We start from the raw sequence: 25,625 nt of genomic DNA, 5'->3' as shown, positions 1-25,625 counted from the left end.
GCATACGGGAACGGCCCTGGATTGCCGCTTGCGCGGGAACGACGGCAAAACAAAAAGGCGCCTGACGGCGCCTTTGGCAATGCGGTGCTGCAGCTGCTTTTTTTAGTGTGACCCGCCCTTGATCTTCTTGACGAACTCCAGGCGCGCGGCGGCCTCGATGAGTTCGGACTGCGCCTTGGCCAGATCCATATCGGTCTTGGCACCGGCGAGCTTCTCTTCAGCGTCCTGCTTGGCCTTGAGCGCGGCGGCCTCGTCGGCGTCCTTGGCGCGCAGCGCGGTGTCGGCGAGCACCGTCACCAGATTCGGCTGCACTTCGAGAATGCCGCCACCGACGAAGAACGGCAGCACTTCGCCGCTCGGCGTCTTGACGCGCACCGTGCCGGGCTTGAGCGTGGTCAGCAGCGGCGCGTGACGCGGCGCGATGCCCACTTCGCCCATGCTCGCCGGAGCGAACACCATCGCCGCTTCGCCGGAATGAATGGCGCCTTCGGCGGAGACGATGTCAACGTGTAGTTGTGCCATGACTTGATTCCCGTAAGACGTAAGTTGCGAGGCGTGCGCGCGGCTGCGCCCACGCCTCGGCGCTTACATCAAAGCTTCTTGGCCTTCTCGACGGCCTCGTCGATGGTGCCGACCATGTAGAAGGCCTGCTCCGGCAGGTGGTCGTACTCACCATCCACCAGGCCGCGGAAGCCGCGGATGGTTTCCTTGAGCGAGACGTACTTGCCCGGCGAGCCGGTGAAGATTTCGGCAACGTGGAAGGGCTGGCTCAGGAAGCGCTGGATCTTGCGCGCGCGCGACACGACCTGCTTGTCTTCTTCGCTCAGCTCATCCATGCCGAGGATGGCGATGATGTCCTTGAGTTCCTTGTAGCGCTGCAGCACGCCCTGCACGTCGCGGGCGGTGTTGTAGTGCTCGGCACCGATCACGTTCGGATCGAGCTGGCGGCTGGTGGAGTCCAGCGGGTCCACGGCCGGGTAGATACCCAGGGCCGCGATGTCACGCGAGAGCACCACGGTGGAGTCCAAGTGCGCGAAGGTGGTGGCCGGCGAGGGGTCGGTCAAGTCGTCGGCGGGCACGTACACGGCCTGGATCGAGGTGATCGAGCCCTTCTTGGTGGAGGTGATGCGCTCCTGCAGCACGCCCATTTCCTCGGCCAGCGTCGGCTGGTAGCCCACGGCCGAAGGCATACGGCCGAGCAGTGCCGACACTTCGGTGCCGGCCAGGGTGTAGCGGTAGATGTTGTCGACGAAGAACAGGATGTCGCGGCCTTCGTCGCGGAAGTATTCGGCCATGGTCAGACCGGTCAGGGCCACGCGCAGACGGTTGCCCGGCGGTTCGTTCATCTGGCCGTACACCATCGCCACCTTGGACTCGCCGAGGTTCTTCTCGTTGACGACGCCCGATTCCATCATTTCGTGATAGAAGTCGTTGCCTTCACGGGTACGCTCACCCACGCCGGCGAACACGGACAGACCCGAGTGCGCCTTGGCGATGTTGTTGATGAGCTCCATCATGTTCACGGTCTTGCCCACGCCGGCGCCGCCGAACAGGCCCACCTTGCCGCCCTTGGCAAACGGGCAGAGCAGATCGATCACCTTGATGCCGGTTTCCAGCAGCTCGGTCGAACCGGCCTGGTCTTCATAGGTGGGCGCCGCGCGGTGAATGCCCCAGTGCTCCTTGGCATCGACCGGACCGACTTCGTCGATCGGCTCGCCGAGCACGTTCATGATGCGGCCCAGGGTCGCAGGGCCCACCGGCACGGAGATCGCCTTGCCGGTGTTGGTGGCCAGCAGGCCACGCTTGAGACCTTCGGTGGAGCCCAGCGCGATGGTACGCACCACGCCGTCGCCCAGCTGCTGCTGCACTTCGAGCGTCAGCTCGGTGCCGCCGACCTTGAGGGCGTCGTAGATATTCGGAATCGCATCACGCGGGAACTCCACGTCCACGACCGCGCCGATAACCTGAACAATCTTGCCAGTGCTCATAGCTCTGCTATCTCAATAGTTCCGCTTCAAATTCGACCGTGAGAGGTGAGACCTGAGACGTGAGGCACCGCCAAAAGGCGCCACGTCCGCTTCGTCTCACGTCTCACACCTCACGTCTCACATTCCTCAAACCGCCGCCGCGCCGCCGACGATTTCCGCCAGTTCCTTGGTGATGCTGGCCTGACGGGCCTTGTTGTACTGCAGCTGCAGCGCATTGATGATCTTGCCGGCGTTGTCGCTGGCGGCCTTCATGGCCACCATGCGCGCGGACTGCTCGCAGGCCGCGTTTTCGATCACCGCCTGATACACCTGCGATTCGACGTAGCGCTGCAGCACGGTGCCCAGCAGCTCCTTGGCGTCGGGCTCGTAGATGTAGTCCCACTGCTCCAGCATGCCTTCGGTCTTCACCGGCAGCACGGGCAGCAGCTGCAGCACGTCGGCCTTCTGCGTCATGGTGTTGACGAAGGTGTTGCCGACCAGGAACACGCGGTCGATCTTGCCTTCCAGATAGGCGTCGCTGAGCACCTTGATGCTGCCGAGCAGCTGGTCCAGATGCGGACGGTCGCCCAGATGCGTGGCGGTGGCCAGCACCTTGCCGCCGATGCGGCGGAAGAACGACACGGCCTTGGCGCCGATCAGCACCAGATCGACCTCGACGTTCTTGCCCTGCCACTCGCGGATCGCGCGCACGGTCTGGCGGAACACGTTCATGTTCAGGCCGCCGCACAGACCACGGTCCGTGGACACGATCAGGAAGGCGACGCGCTTGGCTTCGCGCTCCACCGTGAACGGATGCTTGTACTCCAGCTTCGCCTGCGCCAGATGGCCCAGGGTGCGACGCAGCCGCTCAGCGTAAGGACGCGCGGCCGCCATGCGCTCCTGCGCCTTGCGCATCTTCGACATCGCCACTTTTTCCATCGCACGCGTGATCTTCTGCGTGTTCTTCACGCTCTTGATCTTGGTGCGGATTTCCTTGGCGCCGGCCACGTCAGGCTCCTTGGCTTATCAGATCGCGGACTGCTTGACGTAAGCGTCCATCGCGGCCTTCAGGCCCGCTTCGAGCGCGTCGTTCCAGTCGCCGGTGTCGAGCTTGGCGAGCAGGTCCTTGTGGCCGTTGGCGATGAACTGATGCAGGCCTTCTTCCCAGGCCAGCACCTTGTTCACCGGCACCTTGTCGATGTAGCCCTTTTCCACGGCGTACAGCGAAGCGCCCATCAGGCCCACGGACAGCGGCGCGTACTGCTTCTGCTTCATCAGCTCGGTGACGCGCTGACCGCGTTCCAGCTGCGCACGCGTGGCGGCGTCGAGGTCCGAGGCGAACTGCGCGAAGGCCGCCAGCTCACGGTACTGGGCCAGGGCCAGACGCACGCCGCCGCCGAGCTTCTTGACCAGCTTGGTCTGGGCCGCGCCACCGACGCGCGACACCGAGATACCGGCGTTCATGGCCGGACGGATACCGGCGTTGAACAGGTCGGTTTCCAGGAAGATCTGACCGTCGGTGATCGAAATCACGTTGGTGGGCACGAAGGCCGACACGTCACCGGCCTGGGTTTCGATGATCGGCAGCGCGGTCAGCGAGCCGGTCTTGCCCTTCACGGCGCCGTTGGTGAGCTTTTCCACGTACTCCTCGTTGATGCGCGCAGCGCGCTCGAGCAGACGGGAGTGCAGATAGAACACGTCGCCAGGGAAGGCTTCGCGGCCCGGAGGGCGGCGCAGCAGCAGCGAGACCTGACGATAGGCGACGGCCTGCTTGGAGAGGTCGTCGTAGATGATCAGCGCGTCTTCGCCCTTGTCACGGAAGTACTCGCCCATCGAGCAGCCGGAGTACGGCGCGATGAACTGCAGGGCGGCGGATTCGGAAGCCGAAGCGGCGACCACCGTGGTGTAGGACATGGCGCCGTACTCTTCGAGCTTGCGCACCACGTTGGCAATCGAGCTCGCCTTCTGGCCGATGGCCACGTAGACGCACTTAATGCCCGAGGACTTCTGGTTGATGATGGCGTCGATGGCCAGCGCGGTCTTGCCGGTCTGACGGTCACCGATGATCAGCTCGCGCTGACCGCGGCCGATCGGCACCATCGAGTCGATGGCCTTGTAACCGGTCTGCACCGGCTGGCTCACCGACTTGCGGGTGATCACGCCCGGGGCAACCTTTTCGATGGGGCTCATCGCGCTCGCGGCGATCGGGCCCTTGCCGTCAATGGGGCGGCCCAGCGCGTCCACCACGCGGCCGAGCAGCGCCTCACCGACCGGCACTTCGAGAATGCGGCCGGTGGTCTTGACGGTATCGCCTTCCTTGAGGTGCTTGTAGTCGCCGAGCACCACCGCGCCGACGGAGTCACGTTCGAGGTTCAGCGCCATGCCGAAGACGTTGCCCGGGAATTCGAGCATTTCGCCCTGCAGCGCGTCGGACAGGCCGTGCACGCGGACGATGCCGTCCTGCAGCGAGACGATCTGACCCACGTTGCGCGACTCGGAGGACGCATCGAAGTTCTTGATGCGCGCCTTGATCAGGTCGCTGATTTCGGAAGGATTGAGTTGCATGGGAAGCGATTCCTAATAGTTTCGACTTACCGCGCCAGGGCGGTCTGCAGACGTTCGAGCTCACCGGACAGCGAGCCGTCAATGATCAGATCGCCGGCGCGGATCACCGCACCGCCGACGAGCGCCGGATCGACATGCCAGCGCACTGCGACATCACGATCCAGCCGCTTGCGGATGGCATCGGACAGGGCCTGCTGCTGCGCCGGCTCCACTGCGGCGGCCGAGGTGACGTCCACCTCGACACGACGCTGTGCTTCCGCCCGCAGGGCCTCGAACTGCGTGACCAGCGAGCCCAGCGCGCCGAGGCGGCCGTTCTCGATGAGCAGCTGCAGCAGGGCCAGGGGCTCCTTGCCGATCTTGCCGCTGAGCGCGGCCGACAGCGTGGCCGCCAGATCCGCGCGCGCCAGCGCCGGGTTGCTGACCAGCTGGGCAACCTGCGGATCCGTCACCAGGCCCGCGATGGCCTGAAGCGCATCGCTCCAGGACTGGTAGTCGCCCGAATCGCGCGCCAGCTCGAAAGCCGCTTTCGCGTAAGGACGAGCCAGGGTGCTGAAATCCGCCATGATCGTGCCGGCTCCCGTTTAGATGCGCGCCGCCAGATCGTTCAACACGTCGGCATGCGCCTTGGCGTCGATCTCGCGCTTGAGGATCTTCGCGGCGCCGACCACGGCCAGCTCGCCGACCTGCTTGCGCAGCTCTTCGCGGGCATGGCCGACTTCGCGGGCCACGTCGTCCTGTGCCTTGGCCACGATGCGCGCCGCTTCCTGCTGGGCCGTGTTCTTGGCCTGCTCGATCAGCTGCTGCGCCTGCTTGTTGGCGGCGGCCAGGATGTCCTGCGCCTGCACGCGGGCCGCGCTCACGGCCTGCTCGCTCTTGGCGGTGGCGTCGGCGAGCGCAGCGGCGCTGCGGTCAGCGGCGGCCAGACCATCGGCGATACGCGCCTGACGCGCCTGCATGGCGGCGATGATCGGCGGCCATGCGATGCGCCACATGAGCAGCACGAAAATCAGGAACGTGATGCTCTGAACGATCAGAGTTGCGTTTAAGTCCATCGGATCACCCTAAAGCGCGATGAGCTTTTCAAAAGCTCCCGCGATTTGCCGGATTGCTTAGTGCAGCTGGCCCAGGAACGGGTTGGCGAACACGAAGAACATGCCGATACCGATACCGACGAAGGTCACGGCGTCGAGCAGACCGGCGACCAGGAACATGCGGCCCAGCAGCATGCCGCCCAGCTCAGGCTGACGCGCGGTGCCTTCGATGAGCTTGCCGCCCAGCAGGCCGAAGCCGATGGCCGTGCCGGCGCCGCCAAGACCGAGGATCAGGCCAACGGCCAGCGCGGTGTGACTGAGAATTTCCTGCATTGCAATGACTCCTAGTTTGTAGCGTTTGCGCGGTGGAAAAGGGGTGAAGCGTCAGTGGTCCTCACCGTGGCTCTGCGCCGCCGAGGCGAGATACACGATGGTGAGCACCATGAAGACGAAGGCCTGCAGCGGGATCACCAGCAGGTGGAAGGCCGCCCAGAGGAACTGGATCAGGCCGCCGAACAGGCCGAAGCCGATGAAGCCGGCGACACCATGATTGAAGGCGTTGCTGGAGAACACGGCGATCAGCACGAAGATCAGTTCACCGGCGAACAGGTTGCCGAACAGTCGCAGCGCCAGCGACACCGGCTTGGCCAGGTCTTCCACCAGACGCAGCACCACGTTCACCGCCATCAGCGGGATGTTGACCAGCGCGGCCGGACCGTGGGCGTGGATGTAGAAGGGATGGGTGAGGAATTCCTTGCCCAGGCCGATGGGGCCTTTGTAGACAAAGCTGAAGATGTACATCAGCACGAAGATCGAGATCGACATGCCGAAGGTGATGTTGACGTCGGTGGACGGCACCACGCGCAGATGCGACAGGCCGAAGACGTGCTCGCCGATGTAGGGGAACCAGTCCACGGGGAAGATATCCATGATGTTCATCAGCAGCACCCAGATGAACACCGTGATGCCCAGCGGCGCCACCAGCGAACCGGCGCCCGGGAAGACTTCCTTGACCTGATTGCTGACGAACTCGACGCACATCTCGACGAAGTTCTCGACGCCGGTCGGCACGCCGGAGTTGGCGCGGGCGGCGACACGCAGGAACAGGAACAGGAACAGGGCGCCGAGGACGACCGAAAAGACAACGGAATCGATATTGAGCACCCAGAAGCCGGTGGCGTGCTCGTTCAGCGTCATGGTCTGCAAGTCCAACTTGAGGTTGGTCAGGTGGTGGACCACGTAGCTGCCGGAATCGTGCGTGCCTTCTTCGGCTGCCATAACTCGCCTGCTATCCTTGTTTACGATCGAATCCGACCCGCGCCATCACTAGCCAATAGGCCAGAAGACAGGCTGCGTAAGTCGCCATCAGCGCGAAAAACTGTTTGGCAAAAATCATGACGCCCACCCAGAACAGCACGGCCGTCAAGCCCAACTTGCCAATTTCCCCACGGAATAAGGCGCCGACCATCTGCTGCGGCGTGGCATCTGCTGGCCGCACAAAGATCCGAATCGCGAAATAAAGCGTGGGTGCCACTGCCGTCAACCCGCCGAACAGAGCGGCGTATGCCTGTGGCCGGCCGACGTAAACGCCGAATGCCAAGGCCATCATGCCCGCGATACCCAGCTGCACGAGGCATACCGCTCTCGCCAGCAAAAAATCCCTTTTTGATATCTGCATCGCTGTCCGCGCACCGCGACGATCCCCATCGTCGGCCTGCGGGCTGATCAACGGGCGGCGATTTTATGTTGTTGCAGGAACCCAGGTCAATCAAAAATTTGTAGCGCGCAAGCACATTTCAGCTGCATGAATCAGCTCTGACACAATCAAGCGAGCCGCTGCAACAGCGCCCGTAATTCCTCGGCGCTGGCAAAGCTCACCGTGAGCTTGCCCCGGCCCTGCTCGTCCTGACGCAGGCGCACCGGCAGTCCGAATTTGCGGCTCAGCTCCTTTTCCATGCCGCCGGCGCGCGCCGCCGGGGCGGTCCTGGGCTTGTCGGCCTGCTGCAGGGCGAGCAGCGCTTCGAGCTGGCGCACGCTGAGCTGACGCTCCAGCACCTGCTGCGCCAGCGCTTCCTGACGTGCCGCCGGCGCGCCGAGCAGCACCTTGGCATGGCCCAGGCTCAGGCGCCCGCCGCGCAGCAGCGTCTGCACCGCCTCCGGCAGATCCAGCACCCGCAGCAGATTGCTGATGTGCGCGCGCGAACAGCCCACGGCCTCGGCGGCCTGTTCGTGGGTGAGGCCGCATTCCTTGATCAGCTTGTGCAGGGCCTGGGCTTCTTCCAGGGCGTTGAGATCGGCGCGCTGGATGTTCTCGACCAGGGCCACCGCCATCGCCGCGCGCTCGTCGAGCGCGCGGATCACCACCGGCACGGTCTTCAGCAGCAGCTGCTGCGCCGCGCGCCAGCGGCGTTCGCCGGCGACGATTTCATAGCGATCCGCACCGATGCTGCGCACCACCAGCGGCTGCACGATGCCTTGTGCGCGGATCGAGGCGGCCAGGGCATCCAGGGCGGCGGGGTCGAAGTCACGGCGCGGCTGATGCTTGCCCGGCTGCAGGCGGTCCAGGGCGATCTCGCGCAGCTCCTCGCCGCCCTCCTCGGCCGCCGGTGCCGCCACACTGCTGAGCAGCACATCGAGGCTGCGGCCCAGTCCACGCTTTTTCACGCTCAAGACTTTCGACTCCAAGGCTCTCTTAGATCAATCCCCTCTCCCCCCGTCGCGAAGCGCCGGGGGGAGAGGGTTAGGGTGAGGGGGGACGCCCTCATTCGGCAAGCACGCCGCCTTATCTCTGGCCGCTTCCCCCTCACCCTGCCCGCTCCCCGTGCCGGGGAAGAGGAGGCATCTTTCTTCAAGCCGGCAACCGCAGCTGCCCGCCGTCGTGGCGGCGCAGCACCTCGCCCGCCAGCGCCAGATAAGCCTTGGCGCCGGAGGAGCCGGCGTCGTACATCATCACCGGCAGACCATGGCTGGGCGCTTCGGCCAGGCGCACATTGCGCGGCACCAGGGTGCGATAGACCTTGTCGCCGAAATGCTGGATCAGCTGATTGCTGACATCGTTGGCCAGGTTGTTGCGCGGATCGAACATGGTGCGCAGCAGGCCTTCGACTTCCAGCCGGGGATTGATTACGCGCTTGATCTTGCCGACGGTGTCCACCAGCGCGCTCAAACCTTCCAGGGCGTAGTACTCGCACTGCATGGGAATCAGCACGCCGTCGGCGGCGACCAGGGCGTTGACGGTGAGCTTGGACAGCGCCGGCGGACAGTCGAGAATCACGTAGTCGAACTGATCGGCCACCTCGGCCAGCGCGGTCTTCAGCGCGAAATCGCCCAGGGCCACCTCGCGCAGCTTGATCTCGGCCTCGGTCATGTCGGCATTGGCCGGCAGCACCCAGAGATTGAGCGCATCCAGATGCTGGATCGCGGCGCCGATCTTGACCTGCTCCAGCAGCACATCGCGCGAGCTGTACTGCAGGGCGCTCTTGTCCACGCCCACGCCCATGGTGGCATTGCCCTGCGCGTCGAGATCCACGAGCAGCACGCGGCGCTTGGTCGCCGCCAGCGAGGCGGCGAGATTGATGGCGGTGGTGGTCTTGCCCACTCCGCCCTTCTGATTGGCAACGGCGATGACGTAGCTCATGTCTTCACACTGGCGATGAGGGCGTGGCGGTCCTCGCGCAAACCCGGCACCTGCAGGCGGCGACTCTCGCGGATTTCGATGTCCGCCGGCACCGCCGCCTGTTCGGCATCGTCTAGTTTGCCTTTCATGGCCACCCAAACACCACCCGGCGCCAGCGCGTGCCGGGTCAGGGCGAAGAAATCCGCCAGGGCGGCGAAGGCGCGGCTGACGATGACATCCTGCGGCGCGCTCGGCTGCCAGTCCTCGGCGCGGCACTCGGCCACCTGCACGTTATTAAGGAGCAGCTGGCGCTGCACATGGCGCATGAAGCGCGCCTTCTTGCCATTGCTGTCCAGCACCGTCACCGACCAGGCCGGCCGCGCGATGGCCAGCACGAGGCCCGGCAGGCCGGCGCCGGCGCCCACGTCCAGCAGCGCGCCGGAAGGCGGCATCTGTTCGTCGAGCAGCGGCAGCAGCGCCAGCGAATCGAGCAGATGGCGCGTGACCATCTCGCTGGGCGTGCGGATCGCGGTGAGGTTGTAGGCGGTGTTCCACTTGCCCAGCTCGGTCTGATAGGCCAGCAGCTGCGCAAGCTGCTCCGCGTCCAGCCGCAGGCCCAGTTCCTCCAGGCCCCGCGCCAGCTGCGCCTGCAGGGCAGCGCTCACGACACACTCCGGCGATGACACATGGGAAACGGACACCTTGAGCAAAACGGCGCGCAGTATAAGAAGCTAGCCGTGAACTGCGCACGTCTGCCTTGCTGCCGGAAATCGCGCCGGGCAAGGCGCGAAACGCAGGGCTTCAACGTCGCGACAGCGAGCCCAGCAGGCCGCGCAGCAGCTGGCGACCGATCTCGCGGCCCACGGTGGAGGCCACGCTGCGCGTGGCGCTCTTGATGGCGGCGTCCATCACCGTGTCGCTGCGCCTGGCGGCGCTGCGGCGGCTCGCGGGCGCGGCGCTGCCACGATCCCACCAGCCGCGATCCTGTTCGCCGGCCTGCGCCTCCGGCGCCGGCGCCTGACTGCGCGCGGCGAGTTTTTCATAGGCCGATTCGCGATCCACGGCCTGTTCGTAACGCCCGGCCAGCGGCGAACGCGCGCGGATCAGCTGGCGCTGCGCGGCCTCCAGCGCCCCGATGCGGCCGCGCGGCGGCGCCATCAGGGTCTTCTCCACCACGCCCGGCACGCCCTGCTCGCCCAGCGTGGACACCAGGGCCTCGCCCACGCCCAGTTCCTGGATCACCGCCGCGACATCGAGTTTCGGATTGGCGCGGAAGGTCTGCGCCGCCGCCTTCACGGCCTTCTGGTCTCGCGGGGTGAAGGCGCGCAGCGCGTGCTGCACGCGATTGCCCAGCTGCCCCAGCACCGCATCGGGCAGGTCCAGCGGATTTTGTGTCACGAAGTACACGCCCACGCCCTTGGAGCGGATCAGGCGCACCACCTGCTCGATCTTGTCCACCAGCACCTTGGGCGCGTCCTTGAATAAGAGATGCGCCTCGTCGAAGAACAGCACCAGCTTGGGCCGGTCCAGATCGCCGGCCTCGGGCAGCTGCTCGAACAGTTCCGAGAGCAGCCAGAGCAGCACCACCGCGTACAGACGCGGCTTTTGATACAGCACATCCGCAGCCAGCAGGCTGACGATGCCGCGCCCGCTCAAGTCCACGCGCATCAGGTCGGCCAGTTCCAGCGCCGGCTCGCCGAAGAAGGCTTCGGCACCATCGGACTCCAGCTGCAGCAGCGCGCGCTGGATCGCCGCCACCGAGGCGCTGCTGATCAGGCCGTAATCGGCGCCCAGGCTTTTCGCGTTGGCGGCGACGTGATTGAGCGTGGCGCGCAGGTCTTTGAGATCCAGCAGCAGCAGGCCCTGGTCGTCGGCGTACTTGAACACCAGGGCCAGCACCGCTTCCTGCACCTCGCTCAAGTCCAGCAGCCGCGACAGCAGCAAGGGCCCCAGCTCGGAAACCGTGGCGCGCAGCGGATGCCCTTGCGCGCCGAACACATCCCAGAACACGGTGGGCGCCGCCTGCGGCGCGTAATCCGCCAGGCCCACGGCAGCGGCGCGCTCGGCCAGCTTGGGCCTGGCCTCGCCAGGCTGCGCGATGCCGGACAGATCACCCTTGATGTCCACCGCGAACACCGGCACGCCGGCGGCGGAAAAACCTTCGGCCAGCACCTGCAGGCTGATGGTCTTGCCGGTGCCGGTGGCGCCGGCGATCAGGCCGTGACGATTGCCGTACGCCAGCAGCAAACGCTGCGGCGTCTCGCCCTTGCCCAGCACGACCGCCTCCGTCATCCGCCCGCTCCCTTTTTCGGCTTTCCGATGCGGGCTATCTTCGGCCAAGGCGTGCCGCAGGACAACGCGCTCAGGCCACGCGTGCGTGCAAGCCGGCCTGCTCGATGCGCTCGGCGCTTTCGGCTGCGAAATCGCCGGCCAGATATTCCTTGCTGAAGTCGTCGGTGAGAATCACCTCGTAGCGCGCTTCGTCGTAACGGCGCGCCTGCGCCACCTCGGCCGCCGTCAGCAGCTGCCGCGCCAGCGCATCGTCGAGTCGCTCGGCGACGCTGTCGCCGCGCAGCGCATCGGCGTTGGCCAGATGAAAGAACTTCAGATACGCGCGCTCGCATTCCTCGGCCACCTGCCAGGCCTGCTCCATGCGTCCCACGGGATCGTGTGGTCCGCCGTTCTTGAACACCAGGCCGCCGAGCCGCTCGCGCACATCGCTGGCTTCCAGCAGCAGGTCGGCCACTTGCGCGTTGACGCGGTCACTCACCGGCGCATACGGATTGCCCAGCGGCAGCAGCAGCAGACGCAGCAGCCAGCGGGCTGGCGCGACGGGGAAGTTGCGCACGAAAGCGCCGAGCGCCTGACCGATCTCGTACAGGCAGTGCTCCAGCGCCCAGCGCGCATGCGCCAGCTCGGCAGGCGAGCGGCTGCCCTCCAGATAGAACTTCAGCACCGCCGAGGCGATGTACAGCTGTGAAAGCACATCGCCCAGCCGCGCCGACAATCGCTCCATGAACTTCAGCCGGCCGCCCAGCACGCCCATGGTCAGATCCGAGGCAAAGGCCAGCGCCGCCGAGCAGCGTTCCAGCTGCCGGAAATAAGGCGCCAGCTCACCGCGCAGCGGCGAGCGCGCCAGACGCGCACCGCTCAAGGCCAGCGTGAACGCGCGCACCGCACGGTTCACGGCAAAGCCCAGATGCGCAAACAGCAGCCGGTCGAATTTCTTCAGATCGCCGGCATGCGCCGCCTCCATCTCCTCGAACACATAGCGATGGCAACGGATCGCACCCTGGCCGTAAATCATCAGATTGCGCGTGAGAATGTTGGCGCCTTCAACCGTGATCGCCACCGGCATGACCTTGAAGCCCGTGGCCATGAAATTGCGCGGTCCCTGCTGGATGGCCTTGCCGGCCAGCACGTCCATGCCGCTGCTGACCACGATGCGCATCAGCTCGGTCATCTGGTACTTGGCGATGGCCGTGGCCACGCTGGGCGCGCAGTGATCCACTGCGGAGGCCGTGAGCAGCCGCATCGCCTCCAGGGTGTAGGTGAATCCGGCGATGCGCCCGGTGGCTTCCTGCACGCCCTCGAACTTTCCGATCGCCACCTTGAACTGGCGGCGCATGCGCGCGTACACGCCCACCATGCGATAGCCCAGCTGGCCGGCAGCGGTGGACAGCGCCGGCAATGAAATGCCGCGCCCGGCGGACAGGCATTCGCTGAGCATGCGCCAGCCTTTGCCGGCCATCGCGACGCCGCCGATGATGGCATCCAGCGGCACAAACACCTGCCGGCCATGGATGGTGCCGTTCATGAACGCCGCGCCCGGATAATGCCGCCGGCCGACATGCACGCCGGGATGATCCGCCGGCAGCAGGATGCAGGTGATGCCGTAGTCGATCCGCGCCGGATCCCCCAGCAGGCCTTGCGGATCGCGCAGCTTGAACGCCAGGCCGATCACCGTCGCCACCGGCGCCAGGGTGATGTAGCGCTTGGAGAAGCTGAGATACAGGCCCACGATGCGCTGGCCCTGGTGCTCGCCGTAACCCACCACGCCCAGATCCGGCATCGCGGTGGCATCCGAGCCCACCTCCGGACCGGTGAGGCCGAAGCAGGGAATCGCCTCGCCGCTGACCAGCCGCGGCAGCCACTGCGCGCGCTGCGCCTCGGTGCCGTAACGCATCAGGAGTTCGCCGGGCCCCAGCGAATTGGGCACCATCACGGTCACCGCCAGTGTCACCGACTTGCTGGCGAGCTTGGTCACCACCGCCGATTGCGCCAGGGCGGAAAACCCCAAGCCGCCGAATTCCTTGCGGATCAGCATCGCGAAGAATTTCCTTTCGCGGATGTAATCCCAGGCGGCCTGCGGCAGGTCCTTTTGCTCGTACTCGATGCGCCAGTCATCGCAGAGCGCGCACAAGGCCTCGCACTCATGATCGAGGAAGGACTGCTCCTCGGCGGTCAGCGCCGTGTATGAAAAATCCAGCAGCTTCTGCCAGTCCGGACGGCCGCGGAACAGCTCCGCCTCCCACCACACGTCGCCGGCTTCCAGCACCTCGCGCTCGGTGCGCGACATCTCCGGCAGCACTTTGCGGAACACCCTCAGCGCCGGCGCCGAGAGCACATTGCGCCGCAGCGCCGGCAGATGCAGCAGCAGCGCCAGCAGCGCCCCCAGCGCCGCCAGAACGATCAGCGCGCCGGGACTCAGGGCGTCGAACAGCGCCAGCAGCAAGAGCAGCAGGGCGCCCCCCAGCGTCCACGACCAGAGCGCGGCGCCGACGAAAGCCAGCAGCCAGGCACAGGCGAAACCGAGCAGGAGGATCGTGACGGTCATGCACATCGCTCCTTCATCCGGGGGACCGCGAGGGTTGGATCAGCCTCCCGCGTCAGCAGATGCCGTGCCCGCCTCGTGCGGAATCAGCACGCGGATCATCAGCTTCACGTATTCGCTGAACTCGGCGCCATTGGGCATCAGCTCCGGCGTGTCGCGACCGATCTGCAGATTGCCCATGAAGGTGGCGTAGGCAAAGCGCGCCCAGTGCCGCGCCTGCGGCTCCTCGAAGCCCAGGGCGCGATAGCAGTCGTAGAGATAGCTCATGCGCCGCTCGGAGACGCGCCGCACCACTTCCTGCACCATGGGCTTGTCTTCGGCGGCGGCGATGGCCAGATACAGTCGGCCCGAGCGATAGCTGGCGTTGGCGGCCTTGAACAGCTTGACGATGCGCTGGTAGGGATCAGGCTCCGGCCCCACGCGCTGCAGGATGTCGTCGGTCTCGCTGCGCTCCCAGAGCGCCAGGGCCGCATGCAGCAGGGCCTCGCGATTGGGGAAGTGCCAGTAGAAGCTGCCCTTGGTCACGCCCAGGCGGCGCGCCAGCGGCTCCACCGCCACCGCCTCCAGGCCGCCGCTGGCCATGGCCTCCAGCGCCGCCTGCGCCCAGGCGTCCACGCTCAGGTTCTGGCGGGCTTCGCCGCCGCGCGCGCTGAGCTCGCCGGTGCTGGCGGCGGCAGGCAGTTTCTCGGGCGCGGTGTCCATGCCTCGCAGTCTATCCCGATGCCGTGACAATGCCAGCGAGGCGCCTCAGGCCTTGCGGCACAGCCAGAACACCTGCGAATTGCCCCAGTCGCGCAGCCAGGGCAGCGGCGAGAAATGCTCGGTCTCGATCACGAAACCCTCCTGCGCCAGGCGCCGGCGCAGAGCCCGATGATCAAAACCCAGGTGCGCGTAGATGTAGCGGCCTTGCGCCGGACGCGGCAGCTCGCGCACGCGTCCGAATGCGGCGGCCAGCACATGGCGCAGCGGCGTGCGCCGCGCCTGGGCGCCACGCATGCGCACCAGATGCTTGACCAGGGCCACCGGCCCCACTTCCACCGGCACCGACAGCAGCAGACGCCCCTCTGCATCGAGCAGCTGCCGGAAATCCGCGAACACCTGCGCCAGCTCCGGTTCCTGCAGATGCTCCAGCACCTCGCAGCAGACCAGCTTGTCGCAGCGCTGGTTTTGCAGCTCCTCGCGCGTGCAGAACAGGGACGCCTCCGGCATCTGCGCCTGCAGCCGCGCGCGCGCCTGCTGCGCCATCGCCGGATAGGGCTCGTAGGCGCTGTACCGCGCCTGCGGCTGCCGGGCGTGCATCAGACACAGCAGATAGGCATCGCCGGCACCGTAGTCCAGCACGTGCTCGCCGGCTTGCGGCGCCAGCAGGCGCTGGGCCAGATCGAAGCGCGCGCGATGGCTGAAGCGCCCCAGCCAGCTGCGATGCTGGACCGTCAGCTCGGCATAGGAAACCGGAGGGCTCGAAGGGTCTTTGGCGGCGTTCAAGAGGGGTTCGGGGGATGGTGATGAGGCCGCCTAGGGCGGGCTGGAGAAGGGCAGCAGCGGCAGGTCGGCGGCGTTGACGACATTGGCCATGGTCGCCAGTTCGAAGTCCCAGGCATAGCGCGCCTGCTGCGGCTGCGGCACCTGTGCGCTGCGCAGCACGATGCTCTCGCCATCGATCCGCGCATAAGCCGGCTTGAACACCCCATCGGCGCCGGCGATCTCGAAGCCGGTGGCCTGCTCCTCGTTGCGCACCTGCAGGCCCTGGGCGTCGACGAACCGCAGGCGCAGCACGCCGCCTTCGCGACTGAGGCCGCTCAGGCGCGGCCCTTCCACCAGGCCCTCGCGTCCGTATTCGCGCGCCAGCACCAGCCGGAGAAAGCGCTGCGCCACCTCGCGCTTGCGGCGCGGATGCACGTTCAGTTCCGGGTTCAGATCCTGGGTGGGCACGATGCCGGTGCCGGGCACGCGTTCACGCACCCGGGTCTGCACCTGCCACAGCGGCGGCAGCTTGGCGCCGCCCAGCTTTTCCTCGAAAGGCGCCAGCTGCGCGTAATAGAACGGCAGCTGCGGCGCCTGCCAGGCCGCGCGCCAGCCGCGGATCAGGGTCAGAAACTTGGGCAGATAGCGTTCGCCGTTCTTCACATTGGACTCGCCCTGGTACCAGAGCACACCGTGCAGGGTATAGCCGGTGAGTGCATGGACCATGCCGTTGTACATGCTGCCCAGCCACAGGAAGCCGCCGCCCATGTCGCTGGGCTTGAGTTCGCCGGCTCGCTGGGTCTGCAGCCAGGCGTCGCGCGGAATCCAGGGTTCGATATTGCTGCCGCCCCAGGTGGCCTGGATGATGCCGACCGGCACCTTGAGTTCCTGCTGCAGGGCCTGACCGAAATAGAAACCCACGGCCGAAAAGCCCGCCACGGTTTCCGGCGTGGCCGGCGCCCAGCGCCCCGGCACGTCGCTGACATCGGCCTTCACGCGGCGCTGGTGGCCGATCAGCATCAGGCGCAGCTGCGCATTGGCGGCGCCGGCGATGTCGTCCTTGCTGTCCGGCAGGAAATTCAGCGGCCACTCCATGTTCGACTGCCCGGAGATCAGCCAGACCTCGCCGGCCACCACGTCGCGGAAGCGCAGTTCCTCGTCCGCGCAGCGCACGCTGACCTCGAAGGCCGCGCCCGGCTCCGGCGGCGGCAGGCGCAGCTGCCAGCGGCCCTCGCTGTCGGCCTCGGTGCTGCCCTGCGCCGCACCGGCCTGCACGCGCACCGTGGCGCCGGACGGCGCCGAGCCGTAGAAGACCATGGGGCGATGCTGCTGCAGCACCATGTGATCGCCGAACACTCCCGGCATGCTCAGCCGTGCGGCGCTGGACTGCGCCAGCGTCAGCAGCAGGGCGAAGCTGAGGCGACGCAGCCATTTCATGGCAAGGGGCTCGGGGCTGCGCAGCGCGCGGCCGTCGCGGGGCCTGGCGCCGCGATCAGGATGGACATGCTGGGTGATAATGATCGGGAGATGGTCGGCAGGTTGCCGCAGCGCGGTGCCATTGGCAATCGTCGTGCCCGCGCGGCTGGGCGGCTGACGGGCACTGTGCGAGGATAAGCGCCGGCGCGGCTGTCTTCATGGGGGAAACGGCTGCCGCCTCTCCAACACGGGTTCACACTTGAGCGCCACCACAGCGACGCCTCGCGGCTATAACCCATACATACACGGACTGCGCGGCGCCGGCGCCTTGATGGTGCTGGTCTATCACGCCTACCTGGGCGCCGCGCAGACCGGCGCGCTGGTCGTGGCGCCCGGCAGTTTCGCCGATCACGTCTTCGGCAGCCTGCGCATCGGCCTGGAGATGTTCTTCATGATCAGCGGCTATCTGATCACGGAGACCCTGATCCGCAAGGCCAGCGTGCCGGGCTTTCTCATCGACCGCCTGCTGCGCGTGTATCCGGCTTACATCGGCGTGCTGATTCCGCTGTGCGTGTTCGGCATCTGGCGGCACGTGGAAATGTTTGCCGAGACGCCGGCCTGGAGCTGGCCGCTGCACATCCTGGCCAATCTGCTGTTCCTGCCCGGCGTGTTCCAGCTGCCGATCGTGCTCAACGTGTCCTGGTCGCTGTCCTTCGAGATGGCGTTCTATCTCGCGGCCGCCTGGGCCTTCGTGCTCTATCACCGCGGCCGGCCGGCGGCGGCGGCGGCGTTTGCCCTCGCCGTGGGTTTCCTGCTGTTCTCGCGCTCGGCCACCGCGATGTTCTTCTTCGCCGGCATCGGCATCTGCCTGTGGCGCGAACAGCTGATTTCGCCCTGGATGCGGCGCGTGCCGCCGGCGCTGAGCTTCGTGGCGCTGGTGGTGGTCTGGCAGACCCTGGTGCTGGACTACTCGCGCGCGCAGGCCCATCTGAATGCCTGGTACGCGGCGCTGCTGGTGCTGTCCTTCTTCCTGGGCCTGATTTTGTTCGACGCGGTGGTTGCCGGACGCGGCCTGCTGATCGCGGCGCTGCGCTGGCGGCCCATCCAGTTCACCGCCACGGTCAGCTACAGCTTCTATCTCTGGCATGCGGTGCTGATGTGGCCGCTCAAGCGCAGCCTGGTGCCCAAGCTGCTGCCGGTGCTGGGTCCGGAGCTGACGTTCGTGGTCTTCACCCTCGCCAGCCTGCTGCTGAGCTGGGCGGTGGCCTGGGTCAGCTATGAGTTGCTGGAGTCGCGCCTGCGGCAGTATCTGGCGCGACGCTGGAGTCCGCGCAAGCCCGCAGACGCACCGGTGGTCGTGTCATGAGGCGCTATTTCGAACCCGAGCCGTCCTGGCTGCGCGTCTTGCTGCGCAGCGCGCTGGCCTATGGCCTGCTGCCCGATCTGCTGATGAATCTCATCGCCCGTTATCTGGGCGTGAGCCACACCCTGGCCAATCTCGACTACCTGGCCCTGGGCATCCTGATTCCCTGGCTGCCCTGGTGGCTGGGCCTGCCGGCGCTGGCCCTGACCCTGATCGCCGATCTGGCGATGACGGTGGCACCCACCTACCAGTTCGATCTGAGCAAGGTGCTGGAAACCACGCAGGAGCTGTTCAATCTGGCGCCGTCCTTCGTGCTGCCGATTGTCGCGGTGGTGCTGCTGGGCTCCACCGCGCTGGCCGGGCTGATGCTGCGCCTGCGCGCGCCCGGCGCGGCACGCGTCCGCGAAAGCAGCTGCGCACTGCTGCTGACACTGCTGGTGCTGGGCGCGGATCTGGCGCTGTCGCCGAACCTGCTCACCGGCATGGACCGCGCCGTCACCTCCGTGAACGTGGCCGGCTCGCCGGGCGCCTTCATCCTGCGCGAGCTGCGCCACCAGCTGGGCAACTCGCAGCCGCTGACGCTGAGCCCGGCGCCGGAACGCGCCAGCGCGCCCATCGTCGCCGGCCTCGCGCAGCAGCAGCTGCCGCCGAAGCTGGTGCTGGTGGTGGTGGAATCCTGGGGCTGGTTCAAGGACGAGCGCGCGCGCGCGCTGATCACCGCACCGCTGACGCAGCTGGCCGCGCAGCGTCCGGACCTCCGGCTGGAGCTGGGCGAGACCCTGTTCCAGGGCTCCACCGTCAACGGCGAGCTGCGCGAACTCTGCGGCCTGCGCAGCAGCTCCATCCGCCTGCCCGATCCGCGCATCCAGCTCGATCACTGCCTGCCCCATCAGCTGGCCGCGCTGGGCTATCACAGCGTGGCGATGCACGGTTATCGCGGCAGCATGTTCAACCGCCTGCACTGGTATCCGCAGCTGGGCTTCACCGAGCGCCTGTTCGACCGCGAGCTGCTCACGCGCCTGGGCCGCGAGTCCCGCTGCGGCGCCACCTTCCCCGGCGTCTGCGATGGCGACGTTCCCGCGCTGATCGGCCGCCAGCTCGACGATCCCGCGCACGCCAGGCAGTTCGTGTACTGGCTGAGTCTCAATGCGCACCTGCCGATTTATGAAAGCCAGGACCCGCGCGCCGCCGTGGACTGCAGCCAGAGCCCGACCACGGCCGGCGACGAACAGGAATGCCGCCTGGCCAAGCTGCACCATCTGCTCATGCAATCGCTGGCCGAGATGATGGCCAGGCGCCACGATACCGCCCTGGTGGTGGTGGGCGACCACGCTCCGGCCTTCGTCGCCGGCACCCGGCGCGAGCAACTGTCGCCGGATCATGTGCCGCATGCGGTGCTGTGGCCCAACACAGCTGTAGGTCCACACGCAGCTGCGCCGGCCCGGTAGCGGCGCGACAGTGTCTGCGGCTGTCTTGGCCTGCGCTCACATCGTGCAGGAAAGTCCGTCATTCGTAGGGCGGGTTAGGCGCGTGAGCGCCGCAACCCGCCTGGGCCTTGCTGTAACTTCGTTGTTCAACTCTTGATCTGGCCTTGGTTTCGTGCGCCCTCCGGCGCCCGAGGTACTTCTCTTTGCTCGTGCAAAGAGAAGTACCCAAGAGAAAGCACGCCCTACGCCTCGCATCCGTCGCCGCTGTCGCGGCGCCGGAAGCCTGCGCTGCTCACGTGCTCGGGGCCGTCGCATACAGGCCATCCATGGCCTGTATGCAACTGAATCGAACATCCTGTTCGATTCTCCCCTGCGCTCGCTGCGCTGCTCGGTGCGAGGCAAAGGGGGGAAGGTCAACAGCAAAGCAACAGCGCAGCGATGAGCGTCGCTACGCTGTTGCTTTTGACTTTGGGGTCCCCGTCTCTGGCGCTGAGCTGTGCGGCGAGCGCAGGGGAGAGCCGCCCAGGAAGGGCGGCTCAGTTGCGGCCACGCCAGGGATGGCGTGTCTGCAACGGCCCCGAGCACGTTGCACAGCGAAGGCACCCGCGTAGCGGGCGCCAGAGCCGGGGTGTGCTTTCTCTTGCTTACTTCTCTTTGCACAAGCAAAGAGAAGTGAGTCGGCCGCCGAAGGGCGGTCGAAAGAGGCAATAGATCGAGAAACACGCGCAGCAACAATTAGCAAAGCCCTGGCGGGTTACGGCGCTAGCGCGCCTAACCGCCCTACGGGTGCTGCAGTTGCTACGGTCGCCGCGTGGTGAGCGTTATGCGCGCCGCGCCAGCGCTCCGCTCAATCCAGCCGCGAACACGCCTTCCCGATCGCGTGCACCACGCCGATCAGGCGCACGTAGGCGGCCGGCTCCAGTGACTTGCCGGTGTTGAGCAGGGCCACGGAGATGTCGCGGCTGGGGTCGGCCCAGGCCAGGACGTTCACGAAACCCAGGTGCCCGAAGGCGCGGCGGCTCTTGAGACCGAACAGGCCGAACGGGTTTTCGCCCAGCATGAAGCCGGCGGAGTAACGCATCGGCAGCAGCAGGGTACGGTCGAGCTGCATCGCACCGACAGGGCGCAGGGCTTCGCGCACGGTCTGGGCCTTGAGCACGCGCCGGCCGTCCAGCTCGCCACCATCCAGCAGCATCTGGAACACGCGGCTCACATCGTCGGCGCTGGCGTAGATGTTGCCGGCCGGCACCACGGCAGAGAGGAAGGCGTCATCGTTGGACGCATGGATGGCGGCGTCGAAGCTCACGCCCACCACGCGCTCGATGTACCGGGTCGCCGGCCAGTAAGGCTTCACGCCGGTCTGCACATTGGGCGGCGCCAGGTGGCGCAGCTCGGGCTTCAGGCCATACGTGAGATAACGCAGCTGCAGCGGCTCGGCGAGCCATTCCCGCATCAGCTCGGGCAGCTCGCGTTTGGTGACGCGGCGCAGCAGCTCGCCGGTGATGAAGCCGGCGGACAGCGCGTGATAGGCCTGGCGCTCGAAATGCCGGTCGAAAGGCCGCTCGGCGCAGAGCAGGGCAATGATCTTGTCCCACTGCCGCAGCAGCTCGGGCGCAGGCTCCACCTGCGGCACGGCGGGAATGCCGGCGCGGTGCGCGAGCAGATCGCGCACGGTGACGGCGGCCTTGCCGGCGGCGGCGAATTCCGGAATGTGATCGGCGATGTGGTCGTGCAGCTGCAGCAGGCCCAGCTCGGCGGCCTTGTGGACCAGCAGCGCCGAGATCGACTTGGATGCCGAGAACAGGCTGATGGGCGTGTCCGGCGTAAGCGGCTCGAAGTCCTGCTCCTCGCCCGGCAGATTGCCGCGCACGCAGCCGATGGAACGCTTCATCAGCACGCGGCCCTGGCGACGCATCACCAGGGTGATGGCCGGCTGAAGGCCGGTGCGGTAGAAGTTCTCCACCGCGCTCCAGATCCGCGCCACGCCTTCGTCGCTCATCGCCACGCGCTGCGGTTCGCACTCGGCGGCGTGGTCGATCTGCGTGACCGCGCTCAAGTCATCCGGCACGTGCACGCGCGTGCCCAGCAGCGCACGCAGAGGATGGGGCAGCACCGCCGGCAGGCGGCGCTGCAGATCAAGCAGGCGCATCAGGCGGCGATTTCCTTGAGCGGGATGCTGTCATCGGCCAGCTTGTCGGGATCCAGCACCGCGTGCGCGGCCACCAGCTTCTTGGCCAGCATGAATTCCTGCGGACGGTTCACGGTGTCCACGGCAATCAGCTTGCCGTCCTTCAGGTAAAACGCGACGAAGGCGCGGCCCTGGGCCAGATCACCCCGGATGATCACGCGGTCGAAGCCGGTGGACACGCCCACCATCTGCAGCTTGAGATCGTACTGGTCGGACCAGAACCAGGGCACGGTGCGGTAGGGCTCTTTCTTGCCCAGCATGCTGCGCGCGGCGATGCGGCCCTGCTCCATGGCGTTCTGCACCGACTCCAGACGCACGCGCCGGCCCAGGAATTCGGAGGGATGATTGGTGACGTCGCCGGCGGCGACGATGTCGGGGTCCGAGGTCTGCGCGAACTCATCGACCACGATGCCGTTGTCCAGCGCCAGGCCCGCGGCCTCGGCCAGCTCCACGCCGGCCACCAGGCCGATGCCCACCACCACCACATCGGCGGGCAGCATCTCGCCATTGCCCAGCTTCACATGGCTGACCTTCTCGTCGCCCTCGAAGCCGGCGATCTGCACACCGGTGCGGATGTCCACGCCGGCTTCGCGATGCACGCGCTCGAAGAAGGCCGAAACTTCCGGCACGGTGACGCGCGCCAGCACGCGCGGCAGGCCTTCCAGCACGGTGACCTTCATGCCCAGCTTCTTCACCACCGCCGCGGTTTCCAGGCCGATGAAGCCGCCGCCGATGATGACGATGTGCCGGCCTTCCGCCACATAGGGCTTGAGCTTGGCCACGTCCTCGATGCTGCGCACCGCCAGCACATTGGGCTGGTTGGCGCCGGGCAGGTTGAGCATGCGCGCCTGGCCGCCGGTGGTCAGGGCCAGCTTGTCGTAGGCAATGCTGCGGCCGTCCGACAGGCTCACGGTCTTGGCGGCGCGGTCGATCTTGGTGACGCGCGTGCCGCCGATGAATTCGATGTTGTGCTTGGCCAGGCTCGCGGCCGGGGTGATGTACAGGCCTTCCTCGCCAACCGTACCGGCGAGATAAGCCTTGGACAGCGGCGGGCGGCGATAGGGCACATGCGGCTCTTCGCCGATCAGCAGCACGCGGCCGGTATAGCCCTGCTTGCGCAGCTCCACCGCGACTTCGCCGCCGGCCTGGCCGGCGCCCACGATCACAAACGTCTGTTCAGCAGCACTCATGATTCCTGACCCGATTGAGGTTGATTGATGCGATGTTTTGTCCGCAAGAACGCAGCATCATGCGGACCGGTTTTACGCGCAGCAAGCGCCCGGGGTTCAGGCTGCGGCTGCGGGCAAACGCGTGTTCTTTTCCGGCGCGCTATCACTCCCCGCGGTAGCGAACCCAGTTTTTCTCGGTCTCGTGCAGGCAGACCTCGTACAGCAGCGCGCCGAAGCGCTCGTGCAGCACACGCCAGAACACCACGGCGATGTTCTCCACCGTGGGATTGATGCCGTGCATGAGCTGCGAATCGTGATTGAGATGGCGATGGTCCACGTCGGCCAGAATCCGCTCGCGGATCACATCGCGCAGCTCGGTGATGTTGACCACCACGCCGGTCTTGGCATCGATGCCGCCGCGCAGGGTGACTTCCAGCACGTAGTTGTGGCCGTGCCCGTAATCGCGGGCGCAGGGGCCGAACAGCTCGCGGTTCTCCGCCTCGCTCAACTCGGCCGACCACAGGCGGTGCGCGGCGGCAAAGGTTTCGCGGCGCGTGAGGTAGACGACCGGCTCGCTCATGCGCGGCCTCGCGACCATTGCCTGTCATTCCCGCGCCAGCGGGCATGACAGGTCTTTTCGTCTCGGCGCATGGGCAACACCCGGTCTCCTTATTCCTGGGCCGCCAGCGCCGCCGCGATCTCTTCGAGAATGCGCGGATCGTCGATGGTAGCCGGAACATTGTAGGGCTGATGATCGGCAATCGCGCGCATGGTGGCGCGCAGAACCTTGCCTGAGCGCGTCTTCGGCAGGCGCGCCACGATCAGCACCTTCTTCAGCGCCGCCACCGCACCGATCTGTTCGCGCACCCGCGCCACCAGCTCGCGGGTGATGGTCTCGGGCTCGCGGTCGACGCCGGCCTTGAGCACCACCAGACCCACGGGCAGCTGGCCCTTGAGCGCATCGGCCACGCCGATCACCGCGCACTCGGCCACGTCCGGATGGCTGGCCAGCACTTCCTCCATCTGGCCGGTGGAGAGGCGGTGGCCGGCGACATTGATGATGTCATCGATGCGCGACATCACCCAGAAATAGCCGTCGGCGTCCTGATACCCGGCATCGCCCGCGAGGTAGTAGCCGGGATAGCGCGTCAGGTAGTTGTCGATATAGCCCTGCTCATTGCCCCACATGGTGGACAGGGTTCCCGGCGGCAGCGGCAGCTTGATGGCGACGTTGCCGATCTCGTCGGCGCCCACGCGCTTGCCGTCCACGTCCAGCACCTGCACATCGAAGCCGGGCACCGGCAGCGCGGCGGAACCCGGCTTCACCGGATACGGCTCGATGCCCATGGGATTGGTGATGGCCGGCCAGCCGAGTTCGGTCTGCCACCAGTTGTCGATCACCGGCACCTTGAGCTGGGCCCGCGCCCACTCGATGGTGTCGGGGTCGCAGCGCTCGCCGGCCAGATACAGGGTGCGCAGGCAGGAGAGGTCATAGCGCGCGCGCAGCTCGCCCTTGGGATCTTCCTTCTTGATGGCGCGGAAGGCCGTGGGCGCGGTGAAGAAAGTCTTCACCTGATGCTGCTGGATCACGCGCCAGAAGGCGCCGGCGTCCGGCGTGCCCACCGGCTTGCCTTCGTAAAGAATGGTGGTGCAGCCGGCCAGCAGCGGGCCGTAGACGATGTAGGAATGGCCCACCACCCAGCCCACGTCGGAAGCCGCCCAGTACACCTCGCCCGGCGCGGTGTTGTAGACGGTGCGCATGGAATAGGCCAGCGCCACGGCGTGGCCGCCGTTGTCGCGCACCACGCCCTTGGGCTTGCCGGTGGTGCCGGAGGTGTAGAGCACATACAGCGGATCGGTGGCGGCCACCGCCACGCACTCGGCCGGCGTGGCGCCGGCTTCGGCTTCCAGCCAGTCCAGATCGCGGCCGGCCTGCATCTCGGCCTTGCACTGCGGGCGCTGCAGAATCACGCAGTGCGCCACCGGGTGCGCGGACATCTTCAGGGCCTGATCCAGCAGCGGCTTGTATTCGACGATGCGGCCCGGCTCGATGCCGCAGGAAGCCGAAACCACCAGCACCGGCCGCGCGTCTTCGATGCGCTTGGCCAGCTCCGGCGCGGCAAAGCCGCCGAACACCACCGAATGCACCGCGCCGATGCGCGCGCAGGCCAGCATCGCGATCGCCGCTTCCGGCACCATCGGCATGTAGATCACCACGCGATCGCCGGCCTTCACGCCCTGCGCGCGCAGCACGCCGGCAAAGCGCGCCACGCGGCCGCGCAGCTGGCGATAGGTATAGGTCTGCACCGTGCCGGTGACCGGGCTGTCGTAGATCAGCGCGGCCTGATCGGCGCGGCCGCTGTCGATGTGACGGTCCAGGGCGTTGTAGCAGGTGTTGAAGCGCGCGCCGGCAAACCAGCGATACATCGGCGCGCGGCTGTCATCCAGTACGCGGTCCCAACGCCGCTCCCAGTGCAGGGCTTCGGCCTGCTCGGCCCAGAAGCCGGCGGGATCGCGCAGCGAGCGTTGATAGATGGACGGGTACTGACTCATGGTTCGCCTCCGGGGCTCTGGGCCGGCATGGC

At 66.8% G+C, this 25,625-nt stretch carries 23 protein-coding genes; 2 read left to right on the top strand and 21 right to left on the bottom strand.

The window, feature by feature from the left end; genetic code table 11:
* Nucleotides 1-102: 102 nt before the first annotated feature.
* The 17 genes from BMY12_RS14195 to BMY12_RS14115 all read right to left on the bottom strand — a co-directional run bounded on the left by BMY12_RS14195 (nt 103) and on the right by BMY12_RS14115 (nt 16,914).
* Entirely contained in the window at nt 103-522 is a 420-nt protein-coding gene (locus tag BMY12_RS14195; protein WP_093287534.1) for a F0F1 ATP synthase subunit epsilon, read from the bottom strand.
* A 68-nt stretch (nt 523-590) separates the two neighbouring features.
* Entirely contained in the window at nt 591-1,988 is a 1,398-nt protein-coding gene (atpD, locus tag BMY12_RS14190; RefSeq protein WP_093287531.1) for a F0F1 ATP synthase subunit beta, read from the bottom strand.
* Nucleotides 1,989-2,114: 126 nt separating this feature from the next.
* A complete protein-coding gene (gene atpG / locus BMY12_RS14185) occupies nt 2,115-2,975 on the bottom strand; it encodes a F0F1 ATP synthase subunit gamma (RefSeq protein WP_093287529.1) in 861 nt (286 codons plus the stop codon).
* Nucleotides 2,976-2,993: 18 nt separating this feature from the next.
* Nucleotides 2,994-4,532, bottom strand: coding sequence for a F0F1 ATP synthase subunit alpha (gene atpA, locus BMY12_RS14180; protein ID WP_093287526.1), 1,539 nt, complete (start codon nt 4,530-4,532; stop codon nt 2,994-2,996).
* Between the two features lie 26 nt (nt 4,533-4,558).
* The gene (locus BMY12_RS14175) at nt 4,559-5,095 is read right to left on the bottom strand and encodes a F0F1 ATP synthase subunit delta (RefSeq protein ID WP_093287523.1); all 537 of its coding nucleotides are present in this window, start codon (nt 5,093-5,095) and stop codon (nt 4,559-4,561) included.
* Between the two features lie 18 nt (nt 5,096-5,113).
* The gene (locus BMY12_RS14170; protein WP_093287520.1) at nt 5,114-5,584 is read right to left on the bottom strand and encodes a F0F1 ATP synthase subunit B; all 471 of its coding nucleotides are present in this window, start codon (nt 5,582-5,584) and stop codon (nt 5,114-5,116) included.
* Between the two features lie 57 nt (nt 5,585-5,641).
* On the bottom strand, nt 5,642-5,896 hold the full coding sequence (gene atpE / locus BMY12_RS14165) for a F0F1 ATP synthase subunit C (protein ID WP_093287517.1): 255 nt from the start codon (nt 5,894-5,896) through the stop codon (nt 5,642-5,644).
* A gap of 51 nt (nt 5,897-5,947) precedes the next feature.
* Nucleotides 5,948-6,841, bottom strand: a complete 894-nt coding sequence (atpB, locus tag BMY12_RS14160; protein ID WP_093287516.1) for a F0F1 ATP synthase subunit A — start codon at nt 6,839-6,841, stop codon at nt 5,948-5,950.
* A gap of 10 nt (nt 6,842-6,851) precedes the next feature.
* The gene (locus BMY12_RS14155) at nt 6,852-7,292 is read right to left on the bottom strand and encodes an ATP synthase subunit I (protein WP_093287514.1); all 441 of its coding nucleotides are present in this window, start codon (nt 7,290-7,292) and stop codon (nt 6,852-6,854) included.
* 95 nt (nt 7,293-7,387) lie between these two features.
* Nucleotides 7,388-8,227 carry a ParB/RepB/Spo0J family partition protein gene (locus BMY12_RS14150; RefSeq protein ID WP_245732537.1) on the bottom strand — a complete coding sequence of 280 codons (840 nt, stop codon included), beginning with the start codon at nt 8,225-8,227 and terminating at the stop codon, nt 7,388-7,390.
* 184 nt (nt 8,228-8,411) lie between these two features.
* Entirely contained in the window at nt 8,412-9,200 is a 789-nt protein-coding gene (locus BMY12_RS14145) for a ParA family protein (RefSeq protein WP_093287510.1), read from the bottom strand.
* Nucleotides 9,197-9,844, bottom strand: coding sequence for a 16S rRNA (guanine(527)-N(7))-methyltransferase RsmG (rsmG, locus tag BMY12_RS14140; RefSeq protein ID WP_177189003.1), 648 nt, complete (start codon nt 9,842-9,844; stop codon nt 9,197-9,199). The genes BMY12_RS14145 and rsmG overlap by 4 nt, the downstream gene beginning before the upstream one ends.
* Before the next feature lie 136 nt (nt 9,845-9,980).
* Nucleotides 9,981-11,471, bottom strand: coding sequence for a helicase HerA-like domain-containing protein (locus BMY12_RS14135; protein ID WP_093287507.1), 1,491 nt, complete (start codon nt 11,469-11,471; stop codon nt 9,981-9,983).
* A gap of 70 nt (nt 11,472-11,541) precedes the next feature.
* Nucleotides 11,542-14,016, bottom strand: a complete 2,475-nt coding sequence (locus BMY12_RS14130) for an acyl-CoA dehydrogenase (protein WP_093287505.1) — start codon at nt 14,014-14,016, stop codon at nt 11,542-11,544.
* 39 nt (nt 14,017-14,055) lie between these two features.
* Nucleotides 14,056-14,715: a TetR/AcrR family transcriptional regulator gene (locus tag BMY12_RS14125; protein WP_093287503.1), complete on the bottom strand. Its 660-nt coding sequence runs from the start codon at nt 14,713-14,715 to the stop codon at nt 14,056-14,058.
* A 45-nt stretch (nt 14,716-14,760) separates the two neighbouring features.
* Nucleotides 14,761-15,498, bottom strand: coding sequence for a class I SAM-dependent methyltransferase (locus BMY12_RS14120; protein ID WP_093287501.1), 738 nt, complete (start codon nt 15,496-15,498; stop codon nt 14,761-14,763).
* Between the two features lie 30 nt (nt 15,499-15,528).
* Nucleotides 15,529-16,914, bottom strand: a complete 1,386-nt coding sequence (locus tag BMY12_RS14115) for a sialate O-acetylesterase (protein WP_093287498.1) — start codon at nt 16,912-16,914, stop codon at nt 15,529-15,531.
* 238 nt (nt 16,915-17,152) lie between these two features.
* On the opposite strand from BMY12_RS14115, the gene BMY12_RS14110 reads away from it, so the two are divergent.
* Together BMY12_RS14110 and BMY12_RS14105 are read left to right on the top strand one after the other, a co-directional pair.
* Nucleotides 17,153-18,259, top strand: a complete 1,107-nt coding sequence (locus BMY12_RS14110; RefSeq protein ID WP_143068965.1) for an acyltransferase family protein — start codon at nt 17,153-17,155, stop codon at nt 18,257-18,259.
* Entirely contained in the window at nt 18,256-19,704 is a 1,449-nt protein-coding gene (locus BMY12_RS14105; protein WP_093287493.1) for a sulfatase-like hydrolase/transferase, read from the top strand. Before BMY12_RS14110 ends, BMY12_RS14105 begins: the two co-directional genes overlap by 4 nt.
* Nucleotides 19,705-20,530: 826 nt before the next feature.
* Here BMY12_RS14105 and BMY12_RS14100 read toward each other — a convergent pair.
* The 4 genes from BMY12_RS14100 to BMY12_RS14085 form a co-directional block, all read right to left on the bottom strand.
* Nucleotides 20,531-21,832, bottom strand: coding sequence for a serine hydrolase domain-containing protein (locus BMY12_RS14100; protein ID WP_093287490.1), 1,302 nt, complete (start codon nt 21,830-21,832; stop codon nt 20,531-20,533).
* Nucleotides 21,832-23,061: an NAD(P)/FAD-dependent oxidoreductase gene (locus BMY12_RS14095; RefSeq protein WP_093287487.1), complete on the bottom strand. Its 1,230-nt coding sequence runs from the start codon at nt 23,059-23,061 to the stop codon at nt 21,832-21,834. The genes BMY12_RS14100 and BMY12_RS14095 overlap by 1 nt, the downstream gene beginning before the upstream one ends.
* A 142-nt stretch (nt 23,062-23,203) precedes the next feature.
* Nucleotides 23,204-23,620, bottom strand: a complete 417-nt coding sequence (locus tag BMY12_RS14090; protein ID WP_093287485.1) for a 6-carboxytetrahydropterin synthase — start codon at nt 23,618-23,620, stop codon at nt 23,204-23,206.
* A gap of 89 nt (nt 23,621-23,709) precedes the next feature.
* The gene (locus tag BMY12_RS14085) at nt 23,710-25,593 is read right to left on the bottom strand and encodes a propionyl-CoA synthetase (protein WP_093287482.1); all 1,884 of its coding nucleotides are present in this window, start codon (nt 25,591-25,593) and stop codon (nt 23,710-23,712) included.
* Nucleotides 25,594-25,625 lie beyond the last annotated feature (32 nt).

This window comes from Solimonas aquatica (assembly GCF_900111015.1).
In the GTDB taxonomy this organism is placed as follows: Bacteria; Pseudomonadota; Gammaproteobacteria; order Nevskiales; family Nevskiaceae; genus Solimonas; species Solimonas aquatica.
Note: the sequence above shows the minus strand (reverse complement) of the source record. Positions and strands in the feature narration are given on the sequence as shown.